General features: G+C 62.5%; 17 protein-coding genes and 1 pseudogene. 9 read left to right on the forward strand and 9 right to left on the reverse strand.

Annotated elements, in window-relative coordinates; translation table 11 throughout:
• Window positions 1–63 precede the first annotated feature (63 nt).
• Both F0185_RS07745 and F0185_RS07750 read right to left on the reverse strand, forming a co-directional pair.
• Entirely contained in the window at window positions 64–2208 is a 2145-nt protein-coding gene (locus F0185_RS07745; protein WP_167223155.1) for a TonB-dependent receptor, read from the reverse strand.
• 139 nt (window positions 2209–2347) lie between these two features.
• Window positions 2348–4462, reverse strand: coding sequence for a TonB-dependent siderophore receptor (locus F0185_RS07750; RefSeq protein WP_167223157.1), 2115 nt, complete (start codon window positions 4460–4462; stop codon window positions 2348–2350).
• A gap of 150 nt (window positions 4463–4612) precedes the next feature.
• On the opposite strand from F0185_RS07750, the gene F0185_RS07755 reads away from it, so the two are divergent.
• From F0185_RS07755 to F0185_RS07780, 6 genes and pseudogenes are all read left to right on the forward strand, one after another.
• Complete coding sequence (locus F0185_RS07755; RefSeq protein WP_167223159.1) at window positions 4613–5413, forward strand: ferritin-like domain-containing protein; 801 nt, start codon at window positions 4613–4615, stop codon at window positions 5411–5413.
• 252 nt (window positions 5414–5665) lie between these two features.
• A complete protein-coding gene (locus F0185_RS07760) occupies window positions 5666–7051 on the forward strand; it encodes an HlyD family secretion protein (protein ID WP_167223161.1) in 1386 nt (461 codons plus the stop codon).
• A 4-nt stretch (window positions 7052–7055) separates the two neighbouring features.
• Window positions 7056–7745: a tlde1 domain-containing protein gene (locus F0185_RS34360; protein WP_223164472.1), complete on the forward strand. Its 690-nt coding sequence runs from the start codon at window positions 7056–7058 to the stop codon at window positions 7743–7745.
• Between the two features lie 215 nt (window positions 7746–7960).
• A complete protein-coding gene (locus F0185_RS07770; RefSeq protein WP_223164473.1) occupies window positions 7961–8398 on the forward strand; it encodes a type 1 periplasmic-binding domain-containing protein in 438 nt (145 codons plus the stop codon).
• A gap of 115 nt (window positions 8399–8513) precedes the next feature.
• On the forward strand, window positions 8514–9026 hold the full coding sequence (locus tag F0185_RS07775) for a hypothetical protein (protein WP_167223165.1): 513 nt from the start codon (window positions 8514–8516) through the stop codon (window positions 9024–9026).
• 33 nt (window positions 9027–9059) lie between these two features.
• Window positions 9060–10961 (forward strand): annotated as a pseudogene (locus tag F0185_RS07780) (peptidase domain-containing ABC transporter); the annotation flags it as partial.
• Window positions 10962–11198: 237 nt separating this feature from the next.
• On the opposite strand, the gene F0185_RS07790 reads toward F0185_RS07780, so the two are convergent.
• Both F0185_RS07790 and F0185_RS07795 read right to left on the reverse strand, forming a co-directional pair.
• Window positions 11199–12557 carry a heavy metal sensor histidine kinase gene (locus F0185_RS07790; RefSeq protein WP_223164474.1) on the reverse strand — a complete coding sequence of 453 codons (1359 nt, stop codon included), beginning with the start codon at window positions 12555–12557 and terminating at the stop codon, window positions 11199–11201.
• Entirely contained in the window at window positions 12557–13228 is a 672-nt protein-coding gene (locus F0185_RS07795; protein ID WP_167223169.1) for a heavy metal response regulator transcription factor, read from the reverse strand. Before F0185_RS07795 ends, F0185_RS07790 begins: the two co-directional genes overlap by 1 nt.
• 136 nt (window positions 13229–13364) lie before the next feature.
• Here F0185_RS07795 and F0185_RS07800 point away from each other — a divergent pair, with 136 nt between their 5' ends.
• Both F0185_RS07800 and uraH read left to right on the forward strand, forming a co-directional pair.
• Window positions 13365–13874: a GlcG/HbpS family heme-binding protein gene (locus tag F0185_RS07800; RefSeq protein WP_167223171.1), complete on the forward strand. Its 510-nt coding sequence runs from the start codon at window positions 13365–13367 to the stop codon at window positions 13872–13874.
• Window positions 13875–13886: 12 nt separating this feature from the next.
• Window positions 13887–14291 (forward strand): hydroxyisourate hydrolase, encoded by a 405-nt coding sequence (uraH, locus tag F0185_RS07805; protein ID WP_308623248.1) that lies wholly within the window; start codon window positions 13887–13889, stop codon window positions 14289–14291.
• A gap of 9 nt (window positions 14292–14300) precedes the next feature.
• Here uraH and pstS read toward each other — a convergent pair whose 3' ends face one another.
• The gene (gene pstS / locus F0185_RS07810; protein WP_167223175.1) at window positions 14301–15365 is read right to left on the reverse strand and encodes a phosphate ABC transporter substrate-binding protein PstS; all 1065 of its coding nucleotides are present in this window, start codon (window positions 15363–15365) and stop codon (window positions 14301–14303) included.
• A gap of 521 nt (window positions 15366–15886) precedes the next feature.
• The gene (locus tag F0185_RS07815) at window positions 15887–17005 is read right to left on the reverse strand and encodes an ATP-dependent DNA ligase (RefSeq protein WP_167223177.1); all 1119 of its coding nucleotides are present in this window, start codon (window positions 17003–17005) and stop codon (window positions 15887–15889) included.
• Between the two features lie 104 nt (window positions 17006–17109).
• Between F0185_RS07815 and F0185_RS07820 the strand changes: the two genes are divergently transcribed.
• Window positions 17110–17568, forward strand: a complete 459-nt coding sequence (locus F0185_RS07820; protein WP_167223179.1) for an acyl-CoA thioesterase — start codon at window positions 17110–17112, stop codon at window positions 17566–17568.
• 160 nt (window positions 17569–17728) lie between these two features.
• Here the strand turns inward: F0185_RS07820 and bcaP are convergent, their stop codons facing one another.
• The 3 genes from bcaP to F0185_RS07835 all read right to left on the reverse strand — a co-directional run bounded on the left by bcaP (window position 17729) and on the right by F0185_RS07835 (window position 22353).
• Complete coding sequence (gene bcaP, locus F0185_RS07825; RefSeq protein ID WP_167223181.1) at window positions 17729–19126, reverse strand: branched-chain amino acid transporter BcaP; 1398 nt, start codon at window positions 19124–19126, stop codon at window positions 17729–17731.
• Window positions 19127–19341: 215 nt separating this feature from the next.
• Window positions 19342–20730: a DUF4214 domain-containing protein gene (locus F0185_RS07830; RefSeq protein ID WP_167223183.1), complete on the reverse strand. Its 1389-nt coding sequence runs from the start codon at window positions 20728–20730 to the stop codon at window positions 19342–19344.
• A 252-nt stretch (window positions 20731–20982) separates the two neighbouring features.
• Window positions 20983–22353, reverse strand: coding sequence for a DUF4214 domain-containing protein (locus F0185_RS07835; protein WP_167223185.1), 1371 nt, complete (start codon window positions 22351–22353; stop codon window positions 20983–20985).
• Window positions 22354–22592 lie beyond the last annotated feature (239 nt).

The following is a 22592-nucleotide window of genomic DNA, read 5'->3' on the forward strand; positions in this document are numbered from 1 at the left end:
GGCAAAAAACCGTGGGGACGCGCGAAGCTCGCCTGCTGTCCGGAATTGGCTGGCGGCGCCGCGTCAGAAGTCGATCGTGGCGGAGAGCAGGATCGTGCGTGGCGCCGCGTACGTCACGACTTGATAGGCCGGCACGGTGTCCCAGTAGCGGCGGTCGGCCAGGTTTTCCACGCTGCCGCGCAGCACCACGGGCCGGCCCGCAATCCGGGTCGCGTAGCGCGCGCCGAGGTCGATCCGGGTCCATCCCGGCATCTCGACGCTGTTGCTGGCGTTGAAAGCCTGCGCCGATACGTGCTGCGCGCGCGCGGTGGCGGTCAGCCCCGGCACTTGGGCCAGGTCCCACTCGCCCCCGAACTTGGCCACCCACTCGGGCACGCCGGCCGCCGTCTTGCCGTCGAACTCGCCGTTGCGGGTCTTGCTCAGGACGCCGTCGGTCCAGGTCAGTCCGCCCAGCACGCGCACACCGCCGCCCGCTTCGCCGGCGGCCTGCCATTCCAGGCCGCGATTGCGCTGCTGGCCCGCGATCCGGTAGACGTTTCCGGCATCGAGAAAGCCGCTTGGCTTCCTGATCTGGAATGCGCTCAGGCTGGTGGTCAGCTTGCCCAGGTCGAGCTTGACCCCGGCTTCGCCCTGGCGCGCGACGATCGGCGCAAACACGTCGTTGCGGTTGACGGCGTTCAGCGGCGCCACCGGCCCCTGCGACAGTGCCTCGACGTAGTTACCGTACAGCGACAGGCGTGGCGACACCTTGAACACGGCGCCGGCGGCCGGCGTGGTCGCGCTCTTTTTGTACGCGGACTCGAACGCGCCGGTCTGCCAGCCAAAGGCGGTAACCCGCATGTGCTGGCGCCGCACGCCGACCGTCAACAGCAGGCGCTGGTCGAGCATGGCGATGGTGTCGGCCAGTGCGTAGCTGGTCATGCGCGTCGACGACGACGGCAACTGCGGGCCGTTCAGGTCAAGGTCGGCCGGCCGCGGCAACGCCGCCGGCCGGTAGAGGTTCGAACGGGGCGAGTCGGCCAGGTTGGGATTATCGGCTGTCAGGTCGGAGCCCAAGCGGGTCGCCGTGACGACCAGCTGATGCTTGAGCGGGCCGCTGGCCAGGCGCAGGCGCATGCTGGCCTCGGCGCTGCTGGTGTCGGTTTCTTCGGCGAAGCCGCTGCCGTAAAAATCGATATCGCCGCCGGCGCTCAGTTCACCGAACGGGGAAATCATGTGGCGCTTGGCGCGCGCGCCGCCGTAGGCTGCGCCGACGGTCAGCGTGTCGGTGGCGTCGACCTCGGCGCGCAGCACGCCGAAGGTGTTTTCCTTGTCCTGGTAAGACCACGCCGGCCACACATTGTTCTTGCCGTCGGGCGCCGCCGGCAAGAGCGCGCCGGGGACGTAGAAGTTACTTTTGGCGCCGTCCAGCATCTGCTTGCTGGTGCCGAAGTCGCCGCTCACGCGCAGGCGCTCGCCGCGATAGTCCAGGCCCGCGCTGACGCTGCTGGCGCGCTGCTTCTCATGGTCGCCCTGCACCTCGCCGGCGCGGTGCGCGAGGTTGATGCGCGCGCCGAAGGCGTTGTCGGGACCGAAGCGGCGGCCCACATCGAGGTGGGCGCCGATGTTGGCGTCGCTCAGGTAGGCGACGCTCAGTTGCGTCAGCGGGGTGTCGGCCGCGCGTTTCGGCACCAGGTTGATGGCGCCGCCGGCGGCGCCGCGCGGGGCGCTGCCGTTGATCAGGGTGCTCGGGCCTTTCAGCACCTCGACCCGTTCCACGCCTTGCAGTACATTGCCTTCGGCACTGGCGATGCCGTACATGCCGTCGAAACCGATCTCCTGGCGGTTGATGGCGAAGCCGCGGATGTAAAAATTATCGAAGTACCAGGGGCCGTTCATCTGCACCGCCGGGTCGTTGGCCATCACGTCGGCCAGGCTGCGCGCCTGCTGGTTGACCATCAGCCCGGAGGTGTACGCGGTAATGTTGAACGGCGCCTCCATGTTGTCGGCGTTACCCAGCATGCCCAGGCGGGCGCCGCGCGCGACCTGCCCGCCGGCGTAGGGCGCGGGCGCGTCGCCGGGCAGCTTGTCCTGCGTAGCGGTGACGGTGATCGCGTTCAGTTCCTGGGTCGCTTGCGCCAGCGCGGCGCCGGTCCAGGCGCTGGCGCCAAGACCGAAGGCAGTGCTCAGCGCGGCCGCCAGCAGGCGTTGACGTGGGATGGAATGCATATTCTTTTCTCCGGGTGATGGATGCAGGTGGCCGTGCGGAGAAAAGGAAATCAGGCAACTCTCAAGCGCACATGACAATGATTGAATTTATGCAATTGTAAATGAGAATCATTAACATCTGGAGCTTACTTTGGCTGGCTTACAGGTCGACCTTGACGCTCAGTTTGATGGTGCGCGGCGCGCCGGCGGCCAGGCGTGCGCCGGCGCCGGCCCAGTACCGCTTGTCGCCGAGGTTCTCGAGGTTGGCTTGCCAGGTGGTGCGTTTGCCCATGGCCTGGTGGATGTAGCGCGCGCCGGCGGTCCACAGGGTGACGCCGCCGAGCCAGGCCTGGTTCAGGTCATTGACGGGACGGCGGCCGGTGTAATACATGCCGCTGTTGACCGACAGGCCGGGCACGGCGTTCTCAAAAGCGTACGAGAGAAAGGCGCTGGCGGTCTGCCTGGACGCGTTCTCGGGCAGTTTGCCGTTGTAGCTGGCATTGATATTGGCAAATTCAGGCCGCAGGAACTGGGCCGAGGTTTGCCACGCCAGTTGGCGCGTGAGCTGGCCCTGGGTCGCCAGTTCGATGCCGCGGTAGTGTTGTTCGCCGTCCGCCACGAACAGGTTGGCCGCGTTGGTGTAGTAACCGGGGCGGTCGATGTCGAACAGCGCGGCCGAGACCAGGGTGCCGCCCGGGGCGCGCCAGCGCATGCCCAGTTCCTTCTGGCGGCTCACGCCCGGCGCCATGCGTTCGCCCTGGTTGAGCGTGCCGGCCGGACCCGCCTCGCCTTCTTCCAGGCCCTGCGCGGCGGAGGCGTACAAGGACAGGTCGGCCAGCGCTTTGTAGATGACGGCGGCCATCGGCGTGGTCTTGCCGGCGGCGTAGTTGTTTGTGCCCTGCGCGCTGCGGTAACGCACCTTGCGCGCCCCGGCGATCAACTGCCATTGCGGCGACAGTTGCATGCGGTCGATGGCGTACAGGCCGTCGTCGCGCGTGTCGAGGGCGGCGGTGGTCGGCGTGGCCGGTCGCGGCGCGTACGTGATGCTGGTGATGACGACCGGCTCGTACAGGTTCTGCGCGGCGATCGCGTAGGTGCTCTGGTAGATCGGGTCCTGGGTCTTGTTGGTGCGGCTGGCGCCGAGCGTCATCTCGTGCTTGATGGCGCCGCTGCTGGCGGTGCCGAACAACTCGGCGCGCACGATGTTCGATCCGACCACGCTCTCTTGCGCATTGCCGGCGATGCGGCCGGCGCCGGTGGCCACGGCGGCCGGGTTGGTGAAGCGGAAAATGGCCAGGTTGCGTTCGCGCGCCACTTGCGAGCGGCCGGCTTCGAGCGTGAGCGCCCAGCCGTCGGCCAGCGCATAATCGGCGCGCAGGGCCACGCTTTTGCTGGTGGCGTCGAAGCGGGCGCTGTCCGGACCGACCAGGCGCGCCGGATCGAGCGCGCGCGGCAGGGCGATGATGCCGTTGACGGCGGTCGGCAGCGCAACGCCGGCTTGTTCGGTGATCTTGCGGCGGTCGTATTCCAGGTCGGCCTTGAGCAGCAGGCGCCTGTCGACGCGCCAGTCCAGCGCGGCGGAGGCGAAGCGGCGGCTGCCTTCGCCGACCTGGTCGAGGAAGCTGCCCAGCGAGCCAGCGGCGGCGTTCAGGCGCACGCCGAATTGCTGCCGCTCGCCGAAGCGGCGGCCGAGGTCGATATTCGCGATCGCCGTGCCCTGGTCGTCCAGCTTGACGCCGGCGCTGGTCACGGGAGCGGCGCCGGCGCGCCTGGTGACGAAGTTGACCACCCCGGCCGGCGAGGTAAAGCCGTAGTACAGCGCCGAGGCGCCCTTGAGCACTTCGACGCGCTCCTTGTTCTCCATCGGCACCTGCGAGAAGTTCATGATCGGCACCGAGCCGTTGAGGCGGTAGTTGGTGCGGTTTTCGACGGCTATGCCGCGGATGACCAGTTGGTCCCAGGTCTCGCCGCCGTTCTGCTGGCGCGTCACGCCGGCGCTATTGCGCAGGGCGTCGTACAGGCCGGCGGCCGCTTGCAGTTCCAGCACTTCGCGCGTGATGACGTTGACGGTGGAGGGCACGTCCATCACGTCGGCCCCGCGAAAGCTCCCGGCCGAAACCGAATTGGGCACGAAGCCCTGGGCGCGCACGGCCGTGATGGTGACCGCGTCGACCGCGCCGCCGTCCTCGGCCCGGGCGGCTGCGTGGGGCCCGATGCAGGCGAGCGAAACGGCGAAGCAGAGAGGGCGGAGGGTCGCCCGGCGTGGTGCGGTCATGGTAAAAGTCTCAAGAGAGCGTACAAAGGGTCAATATTTTATGCTAAATGAGAATCATTAGCAATTACTGCCGACGGTGCGTGGTACAGCTTCCGGGCGGCGCCGTCCGGCTTGGTATACTGCCCGCATTTTCACGCACAAGGTTATCCGATGGCCCACCCGCTGGAACTGCGCGCGCACGCGCTGCAGTGCTTACTCGAACCCGATCCGGCCACCAAGACGGCGGCGATTGCCGTGCTGGCGCAAGCGCACCTGAACGGTGACTGGCGCGTGGATAATGGCGCCGTGTTCGACGTGGCCGGTCCGATACCGGGCCGGCCCGAGCGCCCGCAACTGGTGCCGCCGCGCCTGGTGGGGCGGCGCTCGATGGTGACGGTGGAAGGGCGCGCGATGCTGGTCCATTCGCTGGCCCACATCGAATTTAACGCCATGAACCTGGCGCTCGATGCGCTGTGGCGTTTTGGCGGCCTGCCGGACGGGTACTACACCGACTGGCTGCGCGTGGCCAAAGAGGAGGCGTATCATTTTTCGATGCTGGCCGCGCACCTCGAGGTGCTCGGCTACCGCTACGGCGACTTCCCGGCCCACGACAGCCTGTGGGAGATGGTCGAGAAAACCAAGGGTGATGTGGTGGCGCGCATGGCGCTGGTGCCGCGCACGCTCGAGGCGCGCGGGCTCGATGCGATTCCGCCGCTGCGCGCAAAAATCGCGCAGGCGGGCGACATGGCGGCGGCGGCCATCCTCGATATCATCCTGCGCGACGAGGTCGGGCATGTGGAGATCGGCAACCGCTGGTATCGTTATCTGTGCGAGCAGCGCGGGCTCGATCCGCAGGCGGCGTACGCCGAGCTGGCGCTGCGCTACGAGGCCCCGGTGCTCAAGGGGCCGTTCAATTTCGACGCGCGCCGCCGGGCGGGGTTCACAGAGGCCGAGTTGGGAATGCTCTCTTGAATCCGCGGTGAGGCGTCATAGACCGCAGTCAGTGTCTTGGATGTGTCGCAGCCAGGCCACAGGCTGACTTCCGTGTCGTCTCTCGCGGCTTCACAGCTAACATGCGACGGATCGTTCTGCGTGGTAGCTGTTTGTGATACAAGCTATATGAAGTTCGCCTGACGTCAAGCGGTCCTCTTTCGTTAAGAATTTCTGCGCAAATGCGGAACCAAAGTCTCAGAGCGAAATCGAAGTGGAGGCGAGGTGCCAGGAATGGTCGCCCGCTTGCTAATCGATGACTTGCGCGACAAAACAATGAACGGCGAAGAGGAACCCAGTCCGGAGCAGTTGGCAGCAGAACTGTTCAGGCATGAAGCACGACTGACTGACGTCCAGCGTCTCGGCGCGCCCGTGATGCCTGTGGCGCTCTCCCAGTGGGTGCTAACCACCTTCCTTGTTGCATTGTTCGGCGTTGCGGCGTGGTTCGTGTGCAGTACACGCTACGCACACAAGGAAACCGTGATCGGGCAAGTGACCCCAGCGGAGGGGGCTCTGCGAATCATGGCCACAAAATCGGGCATTGCTGAAAGGGTGCTTGTTAACGAAGGCGATCATGTGCGGGCCGGTCAGGTTCTCATGTTTGTATCGTCCGCTCCGAAATTGGAGCATGGCGAATCGCTTGCAGGCAGCTTGCGCGCGAACCAGCTAAGCCAACTCGACTTGCAGGCGAGCCAGGCAAGCGCACGGCGCGACCAACTGTTGCGGCAGCGCGAAGAGATCGGTGCACATCGCAAGGGTATCGTCACCGATTTAGCGCAGATTGCCGGTTCGATCCGCCTGCAGAAGGAACGAGTAGCCATTCAGGAAAAAACGGTAGTGGCGGCACAGACCTTGGGTGCGCAGGGAATGATGCCCGCGCTCACAGTTCACGCCAAGGAAAACGACCTGATCGCATCACGCCAGCTGTTAAGTGCACTTTCCCGCGAAAAGTCTCAGCAGGAAAGCACACTCGAACAACTCAGGATACAACACGAGCGGCTTGGCGCAGAGCTGCGTCTGGTCGTGATAGATGCTGCGCAAATCGCTGTAAAAGAAGAAGAAAAACGGCTTACATACGAAGCTACGTATGCGGACAATCCCACCGCTCCGCGCGATGGCGTGGTGTCCGCTCTTCAGGTCAAGAACGGCACGCCGGTGTCGCCCAATCAATCCCTTGCCGTGATCGTGCCATCGAGCACAAACAACGGGGCCAGGTCGCTCGAGCTTGAACTCTGGGCTCCTTCACGTGCCATCGGCATGGTCAAAACTGGTGCAAAAGTGAAGATAATGTACGACGCGTTTCCGTATCAGGTATTCGGCGTTGGCGAGGGCGAAGTGCGTTTCGTATCGAACGCCCCGGTTTTGCCGAACGAACTGCCGATACCGACGGAAGCCAAGGAACAGCTTTACAAAATCCGGGTCGCGTTACAACGCGACAGCTTGTCCGCATATGGCAAGCGTTGGCCGCTGGCACCCGGAATGCGTGTAACTGCAGATCTGGTCCTCGAAGAGCGAAGTTTGCTCGACTGGTTACTGGACCCTCTACACGCGATGCAGCGGCGTTCAGGGGACGATGTGGCATCGATCCCACCTTCATCAATAAACTTATTTAGCAGGTGACATCATGCGTGAATTAAGCAAACATGAACTTTGTTTCGTTGCAGGGGGTATTGCTCAGAATAGGGCCGAGCATTGGACACGAAATTGCGACTGGGGCGCCGATAGCAATTTGATGATGTTTTCAGATCGTGATTATGCCAATGATGGCGGCGGCACGGTCGAATGGTTTTCCGATTCCAATGATTACTTTGGAGATTACGGGAATTACGACAACTGGAATGACAATTTCTCGGACGGATTTGTTGGCACCGACGCGGTCGGCGGCGGGGTTGGAAGGTACGCGTCAATTGCACCGGACGCGATCCCGCAAGGTGACTATCACTTCGAATATCATCAAAGTTCGGGCAACCTGATGTTGGTCGGGAAGGACGGAAGATCCTACCAATTTGGTAGCGAAAATGCCGGTTACTCAGGTACCCCGCTGTACAAGAATAATCCGGATGCCGACCATATTCGCAATGGCGGTCCCCTTCCTGAGGGTCGCTACATGATCGGTGACGTTACTAATCATAAAGGGCCAAATTCCATCGCGTTGAGACCGTCCTCGGAAAATGATATGCACGAACGGTCGGACTTCCTGATACATGGAGATAATGGGCGCGGCACCGCATCCGAAGGTTGCATCATCCTCCCGCGTGATATGAGGGAATCGATAGTGAACAGCAACGTGAAAGAGTTAAGGGTCGTAAGGTAGAGGGGCAGGCGGCTGGCATGTTGTGCCGCATTTCGATATTCCGGCCGATATTCCGGCCGGAATTTCTCCACCATGCGGAAAAAATTGAAAGGAGGGCAACGATGAGAGCGATGAGAGCAATGAGGGCGATGACTGTGCCGGTCCTGGTGCTGTCATGTCTCGCCTTAAAGGCCCACGCAGACACCTACCAGAGAAGTCTATCCGGTGGAATATTCGTGACGCTTGTAGATGGTTCCTTTAACGCATCCGAACACCACATACAGAATTGCAATCAAGCCGATACCTGTCTGGTTGATCACCTTCCGCCGCTGATGACTCTTGGTCTTCCGAACACCGAAGTAAAGTCGATTAAGGTCAGCGTGGGTGGATTGACGTACACCCTTCCTTCGTCGCGAATGTTCGATCCTGGACTGAGTTGGAAATTCGGCGGACTGGAACGATTTACGGGCTATTGCGTCAATCGTTTCAATTGTGCTTTCCGAGCGAGATTTGCCGAAGCCGGCGGCGCCTACTCGGCGGAATGGATCATCAAGGATGGGGTTGCGACACGTACGGTACTGTCTGCAAGTAACGATATTTCGGCGCTGTTTTCCGAGAATCCAATCCCGCCGCACGAGGGAGGGCGCGCACTCGCGGAAAGCAAGCTGCCTTAATGAAACTGAGCTGCAACCGCCTTCGCTGTTGTTTGAACTAACGGGTGGCCGTGCTCATTTGTTGATGCACTGGCATCTCTCAAAGTAATAGAATGCAAATTAAAGGAGCGCAGCGATGAAGTTAACTAGTCTGGCACTGCTGATGGTTCTTTTTCTGAATCTGGTCCCGTCTGCCATAAAGGCCGAAACATACCGGCACGTCATGTCGGGAGATGTCATTGTCACGGTTATTGACGGCCCCTTCGTGGCGGCGGAACACCATATACACGGATGCAGCAGGGGGCAAGCCTGTCTTGTCGACCACGTGCCACCCGTGGTTGCAACCGGCCGACCGGTTGACGAAATCAAGTCGATTAACATCAGCGTCGATGGCATGACCTACGCGCTTCAGGCGTCCGGCATGTTCAATACAAGCGTTGCCTTACGTAATGGAGGAATAAAGAGATTTGCCGGATATTGCTATGATCGTAATAACTGTGCATTTCGCGGACGATTTGGCGATGGGGGGCACTCGTATGTTGCTGAATGGGTAATCAAGAACGGTATCCCGACGCGTACAGTGCTGTCGCCATGCATGGATCTGGGTTGGTTATTCGATGACAATCCAATGCCGCCGAAATATGAGTAAGGAGAGGCGGCTACCTACGCTTCCCGTCGCATCATGGATCACATTTACCAGTCGGAGACCGCAGAGTGCGGACTAGTGTGCATCGCAATCGTGCTCAAGGAGCTCGGCGCGCCGACCGATTTGCATACACTGCGGCGGATCTGCCCTACGTCAGCGCGTGGCATGACGCTGGCCCAAGTGATGGACCTTGCCGCCACGGCTAATCTTACTTCGCGTGCAGTTCGGTGCGAGATGAGCGAACTGAATAAGTTACACCTGCCTGCCATTCTTCACTGGGGCATGCAGCACTATGTCGTACTCAGGCGGATTCGCAGGAATAGGGTGCAGATAATTGATCCGGCTTGCGGCGCGCGCACCCTTAGCATTAAGGAAGCGGGCCGCTACTTTACCGGTGTAGCGCTCGAACTTGCCACGGCCCCGGAATTCCGAAAGCGCCGGACCAGCAGTCCATTGAGCCTCTGGTCTTGGTTCCGCTTCGATGCGGTCAGCTATCGCTGCCTTGCACAGATTTTTCTGTTGTCGCTGCTTCTGCAAGCGTACATGGTAGCCAGTCCATTTTATATTCAACTTGTAGTTGATCAGGCCGCACTCAAGGGTGACCGACCGCTGTTGCTTGCATTGGCGACCGGTTTCGCGCTGTTCGGAGTTTTTAACATTGTGGCCGAACTGTTGAGGGCCATGGTCACCTTACAGCTGAGCGCGTTGATGAATTGGGATATGAGCGTGCGCTTATTACACCACCTTATACGGGTCCCCTTGCCTTGGTTTCAACGACGCAAGTTGGCCGACGTGCTGTCACGCTTCGATGCCATCGGACCGGTTCGATCGCTGATATCAGGCGGCTTGATTGTCACTACAGTCGATGGCCTGCTGGTGCTGACCACGCTTGCGATGATGTTCATGCTCGCGTCCGACCTTGCGTGGCTTGCCCTTGCCGGATTGACGTTGTATGTGGCGATCCGGCTCGTGGCTTTGCCTTTCAGTATCAGGCTGGGCATGCAGGCACTTGTGGCACATGTTGCGGAAAATGGCAAGCGCATAGAAACCATCCGGGCAATTCAAACAATCAAGGCGATGGGGGCGGAGCAGGCACGGGAACGCACTTGGGCTAATAGCCTTGCTGACTGTATCAGGTATGACCAGCGCCTGAATCTGACCAATCAAATCTTCGCCAGCGCGCTCGGCCTCCTTAGTGCAATGATCATGGTCTTCATCGTCTTTAATGGCGCGGGGGCGATCATCGATGGCAGCATGTCTGTCGGCCTGCTGTACGCGTTCATGGCATATGAGGGGCAGTTCATGGCGCGGTCCAGCGCATTTTTCGAACAGCTTGTCCAGTGGCGTATGACAGATATGTACTCGCACCGGTTAGCGGACGTCGTTCTGGTCGAACGCGAACATGGCGTGGACGCAGCATCGCCTGAAGGTACCTCGATCGATGGTGCCGTGGAACTATCCAATGTCGCTTTCGCCTACGCGCCACAGGACCCGTATGTTCTGAGCGGGGTATCGCTCAGGATCGACAAGGGGGAATTTGTGGCAATTGTCGGGCCTTCCGGTGCGGGAAAATCAACGCTTTTGAAAATTGTGTGCGGTTTGTAAACACCCTCAGCTGGCGAGGTAATACTTGACGGTCGCACGGTCAAGGCGTGGGGGACACGGACGGTCCGAAGAGCGTTCGGAACGGTCATGCAGGACGACGAGCTTTTGTCCGGTACCATCGCCGAAAACGTAGCTTTTTTTAACGAACAGATTGATTTACCGCTGGTGTGGCGATGCCTCCAGCGTGCAGCAATTGATGAAGATATTCGTCGGATGCCGATGGGAACCGACACCTACATCGGCGATATGGGAGGGGCACTATCGGGCGGCCAGAAGCAACGGCTGCTCCTGGCGCGCGCGCTCTATCGGATGCCGAAAATCCTCCTGCTCGACGAGGCTACGTCGCACTTGGATGCCCAGTGTGAAGCGCGGATAAACGCTGCACTGAAGTCACTGGCGATTACCCGCATCGTGGTTGCTCACCGGCGCGAGACGATCGACAGCGCGGACCGCATCATCTGCCTGGACGATGGGGGAGAGTATGCGCCGACAGGTCGCGCCAACGATATCCTTCCGAAGAACGTTGAACACAACATGATGCGTCGACCTTTTTTGTCAGTTCCGAATCCTTCAGCCCGGCAAGCGCAGCCTGAAGGTATTACCTGCGGCGCCGCTGTCCACCTCCGCGCTGCCGCCATGCAGCTGCATGATCGAGCGCACGATGGCCAGCCCGAGCCCGCCGGTGTCGCCATGCCCGCTGCGCGCGGCGTCGGCACGGTAAAAGCGCTCGAACAGGTGCGGCAGATGCGCGGCGCCAATCTCCGGGCCGACGTTATGCACGCTCAGCTCCAGCATGCCGTCGACGCTTGCGCTGGCGATGCCGACCGTGCTGCCCGGCATGCCATAACGCAGCGCATTGGCCAGCAGGTTGGCCAGCGCGCGCCGCAACAGGGCCGGGTCGGCCCGCACGCTGCCTTGCACGCGGCTGTCGAACGTCATCTGGCGTTCCTCGGCCATGCCCTCGAAATACTCGCACAGCTGCGCCACCAGCGGCGCCAGTTCGACCTCGCTGCGCTGCACCGCAGCGTCCGGCTGCTCGTTGCGGGCCAGGAACAGCATGCTGTCGATCATGCGTGAGAGCCGCTCGTATTCTTCCTGGTTCGAGGCCAGCAGTTCCTCATAGTCATCCGTGCTGCGCACCCGCGACAGGGTCTGCTGGGTGTGGCCCATCAGGTTGTTGAGCGGGGTGCGCAGTTCGTGCGCCAGGTCTTCCGAAAAACGCGACAGTTGCGCGAAGCCGTGTTCCAGCCGCGCCAGCATGGTGTCGAGCGCCGCGGAGAGTTCGGCCAGTTCGCTGACGTCGCCGCGCCCGGCCAGGCGCAGGTGCAGGTGGGCGCTGTCGATGGCGGCCGCGCGCGCCGCCAGCCGCCGTACCGGCGCCAGCCCGTGCCGGCTCACCTGCCAGCCCAGCGCGAACAGGAGCAGGCCGCTGGCGGCCAGCGCGATCAGGAGCTTGGCGCGGTACGAGGCCAGCATCTGCTCGCGCTCGGCCAGCAGCTTGCCGGCCACCAGGGTCAGGCCGGCGCCCCGGTGTTCCAGGCGGCGCCAGGCCAGGCGCGCGGGCGCGGCCCCGTGCACGTCGCCGAACTGGGTGTCGGCGCGGCCCGGCAGGCGCGGCACCGGCAGCCGCGCGGGATTGACGGAAATGCGCGCGCTACCCTGGTCGTCGATGATCCACAGCATGCTGTCGCGGTTGCCGAGCATGTTGCCGTAGAGCTGGGGCCGGCGTTGCAGGGCGTCGATGCTGGCGCTGTCGTCGATCAGCGCAACCATGCGCTCGACCCGGCCCGCCAGCGCCTGGTCGTCGCGCCAGGCCAGTTCGCGCGCCAGCGACTGGTACAGGTACACGCCCATGGCGCCGGTCAGCACGGCGCCGGCCAGCGCGAATTGCAGCGCCAGGCGCAGGCTCAGCGAGCGCGGGACGCGCATCAGGGCGGCGCTTCCAGCCGGTAGCCGGTGCCGCGCAACGTGTGGATCAGCTTGACGGGAAAGGGGTCGTCGACCTTGGCGCGCAGGCGCCGGATGGCGACGTCGACGACGTTGGTGTCGCTGTCGAAATTCATCTGCCACACCTGGGAGGCGATGAAGCTGCGCGAGAGCGCTTCGCCTTCGCGGCTGAGCAGCAGGTGCAGCAGCGCGAACTCCTTGTTGGTGAGCACGATGCGCTCGCCATTGCGGGTGACCTTGCGGCGCAGCAGGTCCAGGTGCAGGTCGGCCACTTGCAGGGTGTCGCGTTCGCGCGGCGGACCGCGCCGCAGCAGGGTGCGCACGCGCGCCAGCAGTTCGGCGTAGGAAAAGGGCTTGACCAGGTAATCGTCGGCGCCCAGTTCGAGTCCCTTGACGCGGTCTTCGACGGCGTCGCGCGCGGTCAGGAACAGCACCGGCGTGGCGCCGCGCCGGCGCACGATGTCCAGGAGCTGCCAGCCGTCCAGGCCGGGCAGCATGACGTCGAGGATGATCAGGTCGAACGTTTCTTCCTCGATCAGGTGGCGGCCGTCATGGCCGTCGCACGCGACCGATACCATGTAACCGGACTCGCCCAGGCCCTTGCGCAGGTAGTCCGCCGTCTTGCTTTCGTCTTCCACCAACAATATGCGCATGCCTGCTCCCGGTATGCGTCCGATTATGCCCCAGGCGCGCTTGCGAGCCGATTACAAATTCGTCATCCGGGCGTCATCGTGGCGTCGGGCGGGCGGCGTTAGCATGGGATCTTTGCTGCCCACCCGAAGGATTCACATGGCTTTGCGCCTCGCTTCACTTTCATTTTCGCTGCTGCTGATAAGCGGCGGCGTGGCTGCGGCGCCGGTGCTGCGCCTGGACATCGCGCTGCCGCTGGCCGGCGACCTTGTCGACGCCACCCTGGCCGCCTGCCAGGCGCAGGGGCGCGGCGCGGCGGTGGCCGTGGTCGACCGCGGCGGCAACCTGGTGGCGCTCAAGCGCGCCGACGGTGTCGGCCCGCACAACACGCTGGCGGCCCAGCGCAAGGCGTACACGGCCTTGTCGGCCAAAACGCCGACCCGGGTGCTGGCCGAACGGGCGCGCACCGAACCCGACACCGCCAACCTGACCACTTTGCCGGAATTGCTGTTGCTCGGCGGCGGCTTGCCGCTCATGTCCGGCAACGAGGTCATCGGCGGTATCGGCGTGGCCGGGTCCGGCGGCGCGGCGATGGACGAGGCCTGCGCCGCGCGCGCCATCGCATCGCTCGCAGCGCAGCTGTCCATTCAAACCAATCAATCCAATTAAGGGAGTATGACCATGAACATCACATCGCTTGCCGCCGCCCTGATCCTGTCGGGCGTCGCGCAACTGGCCGCCGCCGCCAATCCGCTCAGCGTGCACGTGCTCAATTTGCAGGATGGACTGCCCTCGGCCCAGGTCGAGGTGACCCTGGAAAAGCAGGCCGGCAAGCAGTGGGTCGCGCTGGGTGCGGGCAGCACCAATGCCGACGGCCGCATTCCGGCGCTGTTTCCCGAGGGGGAACGCTTCGACAAGGGCATTTACCGGGTGACCTTCAAGACCGGCGCCTGGTTTGCCGCCAGGAAGATCGACAGTTTCTTCCCGGAAGTGCCGGTATTGTTCGTGGTCGATGGCAAGGCTGCGCATTACCACATTCCATTGCTGATCAGCCCGTTCGGATTCTCGACCTATCGCGGCAACTGAGTCGCCGGATCAGCGCATCTTGAGGGCGTCGGTGAGGGACCATTTGAGCGGTGCCCCGGCGCTGTCGGTGATGGTGGTCAGTTCGCCGAAGATGCGTCCCTGCACGTTGTCGGGCAGGCGCACGAAGGCCGTGTTGCCGACCGCATCGTCGCCATGCACGAAACCCCAGGTAAAGAACTTGATCGCCGCGACCGTTTTGTCGGGCGTGTTGCTGACCTGCGGCACGATGGCGTAGGTACTGGCGGTGATCGGCCAGCTGCCGGCGCCTGGCTTATCGGTCAGCATTTCTTCATACGCCGCTTTGCTCGCCCAGCCGCTGTTGTTCATCGCCGACAAGAAACCGGCGCCGGTTGGCGAGACGAATTTGCCATCGCGATTTTTCAGGCTGGCGAAGCTCAGCTTGTTTTTCGTGACATACTGGAAGTCCACGTAGGCAATCGCGCCCGGCGTCTGCTTGAGCGCGGCCACCGCGCCGGAACTGCCTTTCACGGGCATGGTGCCGGCCGCCCAGGTGATGCTGTAACTGCTGCCGTAGCTGGCTTTCCAGTCCGGGCTGCTTTTGCTCAGGTAGTCGGAAAAGTTGTAGGTGGTACCGGACCCATCCTGGCGGGTCACGACCGTGATCGGCAGACCGGGCAGGGCCAGTCCCGGATTGAGCGCCTGCACCTTCGGGTCATTCCATTTCGTGATTTTCCGGCTGAAGATGTCGGCCAGCACCTCGCCCGTCAACTTGAGCTGACCGCTGCTCACGCCAGGCAGGTTGAAAACAGGAACGATACCCGACACAGCGGTAGGGAAACACAACAGTTTTCCGGCCTTGCGTTCGTCCGCCGACAGGGCGACATCGGTCGCGCCGAAGTCGACTTTGCGGTTCTTGACTTGCTGGATGCCTTCGGTGGAACTGCTGGACTGGTAGCTCAGGTTCACGTTCGACGACTTGCTGTAGGCGCTCGCCATCGAGGTGTACAGGATTTCGGCGGCCGACGAGCCGGCGCCGGTCAATGACGTTTGCGCATGCACGGCAGGCGAGGCCGCGACGATGGCGGCAAAAATAATTCGTTTAGCATAAAACATAGCGTATGTCCGTGTTCGATAGGTGATGCGGGGGTGTGGCGTCTGCATGGCTCCGGCGTCATGGCGTTGCTTGGGCCATGGCAGGCGGAAATGAGAGCGCGGGAGTGTCGTTTTTCTCAGGCTGAGCCGCGCTGGGCGTGGCAAGTTCCAAGGCGTGCAACGCGGCGCAACAGCGCGGCAGGCTGGATCGCTGGCAGTGACGCTGGCTACGCGGCCGGCGACGTATTGACAGATAAGTTTCTACGATTGATGATTCTACACGGAAATATCTGAAACGGAGCGTGTGCACCTGACTTTAGAGGAAAAGCTCGGAATTGCGCGCTGTTAGCAACATTAGAGAACAGCTATAGTGCCAGGAAAGAATTTGTAAATACACAAAGTTGTTTTTTTGATTAAATATATTCCTGTCTTGATTAACTGAATGACATGTGGGTGGGCGCTTGCACGGCTGAACCGCGGACATGAAAAGGCCACCGCATCGGCGCTGGCCGGCTGCAAAAGCGCTGCGCGTCCCAGGTCACTCAGGCCGCAGCGGCGTCGCTTTCTTCATCGTCGCCTTCGCCTTCTTCCATGGCTTCGTCCGCCTTGTATTTGAGCTGGGCGGCGCTGCAGGCCGACATGTCCAGGTCGTCCCGCACCCCCTTGTAGGTCGAGATATGCAGCTTGCCGTCCGGATGGGCGTACAGGTAGCGCACGTCGACCAGGGCGCCGACCGGCGGGATCTCGAAGTTCGATGAAATGGTGACCTTGCCCATGTCGACCTTGGCGCCGCTGGCGTCGAACACCACCACGTGCACGCTGCGCTTGCCCTTGGCAAGCTGCTCGACGACAAAGGTGCTGGTTTCATAGAACACGTGCTTGAGCGCGTCGCCGCCCGAGGCTGGCCGGCCGTGGGCGTAGGTGGCGTCCTTCTTGCGGAACACCACGCCTTCGCCGCGCTGTTGCCGGATCCGTTCGAAGGCCTCGGTCTTGGCCGCCGTACCCTGGTACAAGGGCGAGACCGACACGTTGGCGGTCGCGCCCACCGCCGCGGCGAGCAGCGCATGGCGCTCCACGAAGCCGAGCTCGTGCAGCTTGCGCCCGCCCAGTTCGAGGATGTCGAAAATGGAGAGGCGCGGACCGGGCAGTGCTTCGCCATCGAGGATGGTGCCGGCGGGCAGGCCCGACAAATCTTCCACCACGCCCAGCGGCAGCGGGACCGGAAAACCATTGCGCTTGCTGCCGACCAGTTCGCCCGGCGCCTTGACCGACACCATGCGCCGGTGGCCGTCATCCTTTTCCTGCATGACCCAGGCGTCGTCCTGCAGCAGCTTGAGGGCGCGCTCTTCGGGAATCGGATTGAGCAACTGCGGCAGCACGCCGGTGAAGGCCGATTCGAGCTCGGTGCCCTGGTAGGGCACGCCGGCGTCATCGGGGCTGTAGCCGCCTTTGAGCTTGCTGCGGACCAGGGTGTCGTAGATCTCCTTCGCCTCGGCGTAGGGCAGGGGCGTGGCGGTCTTGGCCTGGTGCGTCAGCGCGCTGCCGCGCCGGCCGTTGCGCCCGTACACCATCCAGCCGCCCTCGACCGGGTCGAGGTGGCAATGGTATTCCTTGTCGGTCGAGCCCTTGGTCTGGTACAGCGAGACTGATTGTTTTTCCATGCGATTATCCTGACAATAAAATGAGATGCATAACGAGAAGCGCCATGGCGCCCCGGCGCCAGCCATGCTGGCACGCACAGCCGCGCCGATGGTAAGATCGCGCCATGACTAATACACTTGCCACCACTCTTCAGCCGACCCTGGTCCATACCCTGCGCATGCCGATCCGCTGGGGCGACATGGATGCGATGGGCCACGTCAACAATACCGTGTACTTTCGCTATATCGAACAGGCCCGCATTTCCTGGTTCGACGAGATTGCCTGCACCCCCGATCCGGCGGGCGAGGGCCCGGTGATCGTCAACGCCCACTGTTCCTTCCTGAAACAGCTCAAGTACCCGGGCGAGATCGAGATCAGCACCTTCGTCGGGCCGCCCGGACGCTCCAGTTTCGAAATGTTCCATCAGATCCGCATGGTCGGCGCCGACGGCAATCCGGGCGTCTTGCACGCCGAAGGCGGCGCCAAGATCGTGTGGGTCAATTTTCCAGCCGAAAAATCGGTGCCGCTGCCGGCGGAAATCTGCAAGCTGCTGCCGCCGCAAAAGCGCTTGCCGCCGAAGTAGCAGGTCGCCGGGCACCCGATATCGTATCAGCAATTTTTGATTCCAAGAAAACTGGGTCGATGACCCGCTCAACGGCTCGCACGCCATGCCGGTAACAAAAAAGCCCCTGATTCCAGGGGCTTTTTTGTTACCGGCATGGCGCAAGCGCGCCACGCCAGGCTTACTTGTCGGTATTGAGCAGCGAGTGACGGCGCGAATACGCGAAGTACACGACCAGGCCGATCGCCAGCCAGATGCCGAAGGCGATCCAGGTGGTCTTGCTCAGGAAGGTCATCAGGGCCACGCAGAAGATGATCGCCAGTCCCGGCACCACCGGCACGCCGGGGCAGCGGAAGGCGCGCGGCAGGTCCGGACGGGTGCGACGCAAGACGATCACCGCCACCGACACCAGGCAGAACGCGGCCAGCGTGCCGATGTTGATCAGCTCGGCCAGTACGCCGAGCGGCACCACGGCGGCGATCAGGCCGAACACGATGCCGACCATCCAGGTGGCAAAGAACGGGGTGCCGTATTTCGGGTGGATCTTGGCCAGGCGCTGCGGCAGCAAGCCGTCGCGCGACATGGCGAAAATCACGCGGGTCTGGCCGTAGGTCATCACCAGGATCACGGTGGTCATGCCCAGGATCGCGCCCAGGTCGACGAAGCCGGCGACCCAGTTCTGCTTGGCGAACTGCAGGGCCAGCGAGACCGGGTGATCGACGCCGGCAAATTGCTGGTAAGGCACGATGCCGGTCATGATGGCCGAGACGATCACGTACAGGATGGTGCACACCACCAGCGAGCCGATGATGCCGATCGGCAGGTCGCGCTCGGGGCGCTTGACTTCTTCCGCCGCCGAGGTCACCGCATCGAAGCCGATGAAGGCGAAAAACACCAGCGCGGCCGCACTCATCGTCCCGTTCATGCCGAATGGCATGAAGGGCTGCCAGTTGGCCGGCTCGACATAGCGCGCGCCGACCACGATGAACAGCAGCACCACGCCGATCTTGATCACCACCATCACGCTGTTGATGCGGGCCGATTCACGCACGCCGAACGAGAGCATGGCCGTGAGCAGCAGCATGATGATCATGGCCGGCAGGTTGAACAGGGTCTCGACGCCGGGAATCGATCCGGGCGCGGCCGTGAGCGCGACCGGCAGCTTGATCCCGAGCCCGCCGATGAGCGACTGGAAATAGCCGGACCAGCCGACCGACACGGCCGAGGTGGCCAATCCGTATTCGAGCAGCAAATCCCAGCCGATCATCCAGGCCACCACTTCGCCCATGGTGGCGTAGCTGTAGGTGTAGATCGAGCCGGCCACGGGAATGGTGGAGGCAAATTCGGCGTAGCAGAGGGCGGCGAAACCGCAGGCCATCGCGGCGATCACGAAGGACAGGGTCAGGGCCGGGCCGGCCGTCACGGCGCCGGTGCCGGTCAGCACGAAAATACCGGTGCCGACGATGGCCCCGATGCCCATCAGTACCAGGTCAAGCGGCCCCAGCACTTTCTTCAAGCCACCGGCGGCGCGGCTTTGCGCCACCATGGCGTCCAGATTTTTCGTTCGGAAAAGGCTCATTCAATTGTCTCGCTTAAAGTCTTATGTTTTTAAGATGCCACCCAGGCAGCTTCTTTACGGCCGGGGTGTACGACTACTGCGCCCGCGATTGTAACGTACCGGGCGCGGGCATTGACGAGTTGCGGGAATAAAGATGGCGAAAAGAAAACAAAAGCGGGGGGTGAGGCGGGCATTCCCCGCGCCGGACGGCGTCGGCGCGGGGGTGAAACAGGGGATCAGGCGAACAGGAAGGCGCTGTTGTCGCTGCTGTCTATGCCGGTAAGCAATACCGGTGCGTGCCCGGCGTCAGGCGGCGCCAGGTCCTGGATCGGGCTTTGCACGCCGGGGAGCTTGGCCATCTTGCCGATCACCTGTTGCACCATCGGCTGGAAAGCGAGGACATCGGTGCTGGCGCTGAGCGAGCCGAGCATGGTGCGCACGGCGGCCGCCGGGCCGGCCCCGTTGTACGCGCCGCCCAGGTTGCCCATGTCCAGGGCATAGGTAAAATTGCTCGCCACGTTGATTTTTACGCCCAGCAATTGGGCATCCGCCTGGCCTTGTGGCGTGTTGTTCGACTGCGCGCCGGCCATGATGGCCAGCGATGCGCCGGCGCGCGTCAGGCTGCCGGTGTCGATGGCCTTGCTCCAGAAATCGAGGCCGCCCTGGTCGGGAGCCCGGTTGAGCACGTTGGCATAGATGGCGGTCACGAAGCTTTTGTTGTCGCCGCCGTACAGGGCGTTCGATTCGGCGCTGGCGCCGAACGAGTCGACCAGGCTCTTGAGCGCGGCATCGGTGCCGTAGCGCGCATTCAAGCCGCTCACGGTGGTGGGGGCTTTCAGCGCGGCCAGCTGGGCCTGGAAGCTGTTCAGGCCGCCGACATCGGCGGCGCGCCCGAAGTAGCCGATGTACAGCGATTCGGCCAGGTCGACATAGGTCATGTCGAGAAAGGTCGTCTTGCCCGTGATATCGGAAAAGCGCAGCACTTCGACATTCGACAGGACATCGTTGCCCTCGTTACGCAGGATCGAGGTCACGCTGGTGGTATTGCCGTTGCGCAGGATGGTGTAATTGACGCGCGGATTGTAAAACACGACCTGGTCGATGCCGCCGCCGCCATCGATCAGGTCGTCCACGCTGCTCCCGTACCCGACAGTCTCGTCGAGGTCGTTGCCTGTGATCCGCTGCGGCGCTTTCGCCGGCCGGTTCATGTCGGCGTACACGGTGAGCGAGGTGGTCATGTTGGTGCTGAGCTGGTTCCAGCCCGCGGAGACATAGAATTTGCCCGAATACGGCGCGATAAAATTGATCAACAGGTCGCTGGGGTAGGCCTCATCGTAGCCCAGTTCGCGGTCGACGGCGATCGCATTGCCGGCCATGTCGTACACGGTGATGCCCGACGGATCGCGCGCACTGTCGCTGGAGATGTCGTAGGGGATGTTGGCGATCCCGTTAAAGTAATACACGTCATTGAACAGCAGGTGCGTCCCGTCGCTGCGGAAACTGGCCGATTCGTCCCAGTCGAACGAGTAGCCGTCGTAGCGGATCGGGTAAAAGGTCAGCAAGGGAGCGCTGTTCATTTGCGCCGCGCTCAGGTCGGGCAGGGTGTCGATGGTCAGGTAGGTCATGGTGGTCGTTGGGGAAGGGCAGCCCGTCCTTCACGCAGACGGGGATTGATCGGGCAAAACAGCAGGGGCGTCGGCAGCTCGGGCGCCGCTGTGGATGCCTCGCTCACCAATCTTAACCGGCGAGTGTAGCGGATTTTATGCTCAATCGGCAACAGGTATTTGTTTTTGTTAACTATTTGCCGGTGATGTGCGCGCGGCGAAGGTGGGCATGCCTGTGCCGGCGCGGGCCGGCACAGGAGAGTAAGGCGTCAATCAGGCATACACGAAAGCGGGGGAGTGGCTGTCCACGCCGCTCAGGGCGATGACCGGTGCGTCCGGTTGCGCGAGGGCCGGCGCATCGCCCGGGCTGGCCAGGCCGCCGGTCGAGGTCGGCAAGGAGTTTACCGCTTTCATCACCTGGGTCTGGAAGGTGAACGCGTCGGTACTGGCGCTGACCTGCTTGAGCAGCTCGCGCGCCACGGCGGCCGCGCCCAGGCCGTTGTACGCGCCGACCTTGTCTTCGGTTTCCAAGCCGTAGGTAAAGTTCGAGGCCACGCTGATCTTGTTGCCGATCAGCAGGGCGTCCAGCTTGCCCTGGGTGCTGCTGTTGGCCTGCGCCCCGGCCATGATCGATAGCGAGGCATTGGCGCGCGTGAGCGCGCCGGCGTTGATGGCATTGGTCCAGAAATCGAGGCCGCCCTGGTCCGGCTCGCGCCCGAGCAAGTTGGTGTAGATCGCCCGCACGAAGGCCTTGTTGTCGCCCGAGTACAGCGCGTTCGACTCGGCGCTCGAGCCGAACGAGTCGATCAGTACTTTGACGGCCGGGTCGCTGTTGTAGCGGGCGCTCAGTTCGGCCGCGCTGGACGGTGCATTGAGCTCGCCCAGGCGCGCCTGGAAGCCCTTCAGGCCGCCCGTGTCGGCCGCGCGTCCGAAATAGCTCACGTACAGCGCCTGGGCCAGGTCGCTGTGGCGGATGTCGGTCACCTGGCCGGAGAAGGAGAGCTTTTCAACGTTGCGCAGGCTGTCCACGCCATCGTTGCTCACCAGCGAGTAGACCAGCAATTCGGCGCCGCTTTTGACGATGTCGTAATCGCCGCGCTTGCCCTGGTAGACCATGGTGTCGACCCCGCCCAGCCCGTTGACGAGGTCACTGCTTTTGGTGGCGACGAAGACGTCCGCGCCATCGGTGCCGGTGAGCGTGTTGGTCGGTTTCGGTATGGTGTCGAGGTCGGCGTAAATGTTCAGCGAGGCGCCCAGGTTGACATCGGCCGAGCCCTGGTGCCATCCCGCGTCGACGTACACCGTGCCCGAATACGGCGCGACGAATTTGGACAGGAAATCGTTTCCGTAGCCGCTGTCGCTCTCCTTGTCGACCGCGATCGCCTTGCCCGACTTGTCATACAGCGTGATCAGGAAGGGGTCGAAAAAGCTGAAGCTGAAAATATCGTAGGTGGCGTTCTCGACGGCTGTGAACGCATACAGGTCGTCCAGGCTCGCGTAAGGGGCGCTGGTGTACACCGAGGCCGACTGGTCCCACGACGAGGTGGCGCTGGTCGGAACGTACGTGGCGAGCGTCAGCGTATGGGCTTGGGCAAGCTGTTGCGCGGTCAAGGAGGGAAGGTAATCGATAGTGGGGTAGGCCATGGTGGTGTCCTTGTCGTTCGTCAGGGAAAGCGCCATGCCCGGCATGTCGCTCGCTTCGGTTCAGTATTCCACGAGTATCGTTCAATTTCTAGATAGAAATATGTCTTTCTTGTTAATGAGCTGTTAGCAAGTGTAAGCACTGGTAAGCCTGCGTGTCCAACAGCCGATTTCGTGATGATTTAGTCTGAACAGGGACCAACGTGTTGATAAAAACGACATTAATATAAAATATATCATTG

The sequence above is a fragment of the Massilia rubra genome, from assembly GCF_011682065.1.
GTDB lineage: Bacteria > Pseudomonadota > Gammaproteobacteria > Burkholderiales > Burkholderiaceae_D > Telluria_A > Telluria_A rubra.

Coding starts and splice junctions, on each gene's coding strand:
- F0185_RS07745 (WP_167223155.1), bottom strand. CDS start 2,208: ATGCATTCCATCCCACGTCAACGCCTGCTGGCGGCCGCGCTGAGCACT.
- F0185_RS07750 (WP_167223157.1), bottom strand. CDS start 4,462: ATGACCGCACCACGCCGGGCGACCCTCCGCCCTCTCTGCTTCGCCGTT.
- F0185_RS07755 (WP_167223159.1), top strand. CDS start 4,613: ATGGCCCACCCGCTGGAACTGCGCGCGCACGCGCTGCAGTGCTTACTC.
- F0185_RS07760 (WP_167223161.1), top strand. CDS start 5,666: ATGGTCGCCCGCTTGCTAATCGATGACTTGCGCGACAAAACAATGAAC.
- F0185_RS34360 (WP_223164472.1), top strand. CDS start 7,056: ATGCGTGAATTAAGCAAACATGAACTTTGTTTCGTTGCAGGGGGTATT.
- F0185_RS07775 (WP_167223165.1), top strand. CDS start 8,514: ATGAAGTTAACTAGTCTGGCACTGCTGATGGTTCTTTTTCTGAATCTG.
- F0185_RS07790 (WP_223164474.1), bottom strand. CDS start 12,557: ATGCGCGTCCCGCGCTCGCTGAGCCTGCGCCTGGCGCTGCAATTCGCG.
- F0185_RS07795 (WP_167223169.1), bottom strand. CDS start 13,228: ATGCGCATATTGTTGGTGGAAGACGAAAGCAAGACGGCGGACTACCTG.
- F0185_RS07800 (WP_167223171.1), top strand. CDS start 13,365: ATGGCTTTGCGCCTCGCTTCACTTTCATTTTCGCTGCTGCTGATAAGC.
- uraH (WP_308623248.1), top strand. CDS start 13,887: ATGAACATCACATCGCTTGCCGCCGCCCTGATCCTGTCGGGCGTCGCG.
- pstS (WP_167223175.1), bottom strand. CDS start 15,365: ATGTTTTATGCTAAACGAATTATTTTTGCCGCCATCGTCGCGGCCTCG.
- F0185_RS07815 (WP_167223177.1), bottom strand. CDS start 17,005: ATGGAAAAACAATCAGTCTCGCTGTACCAGACCAAGGGCTCGACCGAC.
- F0185_RS07820 (WP_167223179.1), top strand. CDS start 17,110: ATGACTAATACACTTGCCACCACTCTTCAGCCGACCCTGGTCCATACC.
- bcaP (WP_167223181.1), bottom strand. CDS start 19,126: ATGAGCCTTTTCCGAACGAAAAATCTGGACGCCATGGTGGCGCAAAGC.
- F0185_RS07830 (WP_167223183.1), bottom strand. CDS start 20,730: ATGACCTACCTGACCATCGACACCCTGCCCGACCTGAGCGCGGCGCAA.
- F0185_RS07835 (WP_167223185.1), bottom strand. CDS start 22,353: ATGGCCTACCCCACTATCGATTACCTTCCCTCCTTGACCGCGCAACAG.